This window comes from Priestia sp. P5_B4 (assembly GCF_056400385.1).
The window spans coordinates 1-2049 of the sequence record NZ_JBFULJ010000691.1 but is presented as its reverse complement, the minus strand read 5'-3'; the positions used below and the strand labels follow the sequence as shown (position 1 = coordinate 2049).

The window sequence follows — 2049 nt, the reverse complement described above, 5'->3', positions numbered from 1 at the left end:
GCTTCTTATTCTTGTATAATCATATGCCTTGGAGGTGACATAATATAAATGAAGTTTAACAAGAAAAAAATTAACATCGTAGATATTGACAAAGCTAAAAAAAGTGTTTTTGCTACAGGCGTAGGAAACGCAATGGAATGGTTTGACTTTGGTTTATATTCATATTTAGCTGTTATCATTAGTCAAAACTTTTTTAGTGCTGTTGGGAATGATGAGCTAAAATTGGTATTCACATTTGCCACTTTTGCGATTGCCTTCTTAATGCGCCCAGTAGGGGGTATTATATTCGGAAGAATTGGAGATAAGTTAGGAAGGAAAGTTGTTCTAACCACCACCATTATTTTAATGGCGTTTTCCACATTACTCATCGGTTTATTACCTACATACGATCAAATCGGTATATGGGCACCGATCCTCTTATTAATAGCAAGAATTATTCAAGGTTTTTCAACCGGCGGTGAATATGCTGGTGCAATGGTCTATATCGCAGAATCGTCTCCAGACAATAAGCGTAATGTACTTGGAAGTGGATTAGAAATTGGAACCCTCACGGGTTATATCCTAGCATCACTGCTAGCTAGTTTGCTTTTTCTTCTTCTAACGGATGAACAGATGGCCTCATGGGGATGGAGAATACCGTTCTTACTTGGCTTACCTTTAGGTCTAATTGGATTTTATTTACGAAGCAGTTTAGAGGAAACGCCGATTTTTGAAAATGAACTTTCCAGCTCTGATGACCAAGTCCAGGAAGAAAGCTTTCTATCCATTTTGAAAAATCACAAAAAAGATGTGTTTGTTTGTTTTGTAGCTGTGGCATTCTTTAACATTACAAACTACATGCTATTATCGTACATGCCTTCTTATTTAAATGAAATTATTGGATTGTCTAATACAGTGGGAACTGTATTAATTACTGTGACCATGATTCTGATGGTGCCACTTGCTTTCATGTTTGGAAAGCTTAGTGACAAAATTGGAAACAAGAAGGTTTTCTTAATCGGTTTAGGTGGATTAAGTCTATTGTCAGCTGTTTCGTTTTATTTAATCAATTTGAACAGCTTAGTCTTTATTTCATTAGGTATTTTAATTTTAGGTGTTCTACTTTCCACTTACGAAGGTACCATGCCTGGAACATTACCAACGATGTTCTATACCGATATTCGCTACCGAACATTAGCCGTGACGTTTAATGTTTCTGTTTCAATATTTGGTGGGACGACGCCATTAGTTGCCACATGGCTAGTTCATGAAACAGGAAATAACTTAGCCCCTGCTTTCTATCTAACCATTGTGAGCATTATCGGGTTCTTAGTGATTTTATTCTTATTCAAGAACACGGCAGGAAAATCTTTAAAAGGTTCTTATCCAACAGTTGCTTCTAAATCTGAATACAACGAAGCTGTTGAAAACCCGAAAGATGCATTATGGTGGCATACCGAACAAAAAGAAAAATCAACGGAATAAAAGAAAGTAGCTACTCAACTATTTTGCGTTTTAAGCTTACTTGTTTCCGAAAAGCATTTTCTCACAAACGTGATTTCTGGGGAGAAGAAAGACAAAAGACAACTTTTTGGGTTCAGTTCATATAGGATAGTTTTTTCATTTGCTGTTAGTATATTTTTTATGCACTTGGAACAAAATGCAAGTAGAATGCCTTCCGACTTTTGGTATTCGAAACCCATTTTTTTGATTAGAAAACACTACTGTCAAGATACAGTAGTGTTTTCTTTTTGCAATAAATGTTTAATACCTCTAATTTAAGAGTATGCATATTATACTGAAGTGGATAAGGAACGGGTTTCAAATTTGAATCTGCTCCTTTTTTATTTTTCAGACTGTATATCGTATTCACTTCTAGTTTACATAAGCCAGATTATGTAAAACATTATATGAACTAAATTACTCTTAATCCTTAAACAATAGTTAACGTATTTTAGTGAAAATAGTTTTATTTATTATACTTGTGTAGAAAAACATAGTAAATAACATCTTATCCTGTAGGATTAACAGTCTCCCATTGATTTTATTAAAGATACCACTCTCCATACC

The 2049-nt window shown here is 34.6% G+C and carries 1 protein-coding gene; it reads left to right on the top strand.

The window, feature by feature from the left end; translation table 11 throughout:
• The first annotated feature begins 48 nt into the window (after positions 1-48).
• Positions 49-1464 carry an MFS transporter gene (locus AC1DRF_RS24760; protein ID WP_230184998.1) on the top strand — a complete coding sequence of 472 codons (1416 nt, stop codon included), beginning with the start codon at positions 49-51 and terminating at the stop codon, positions 1462-1464.
• The last annotated feature ends 585 nt before the right edge of the window (positions 1465-2049 follow it).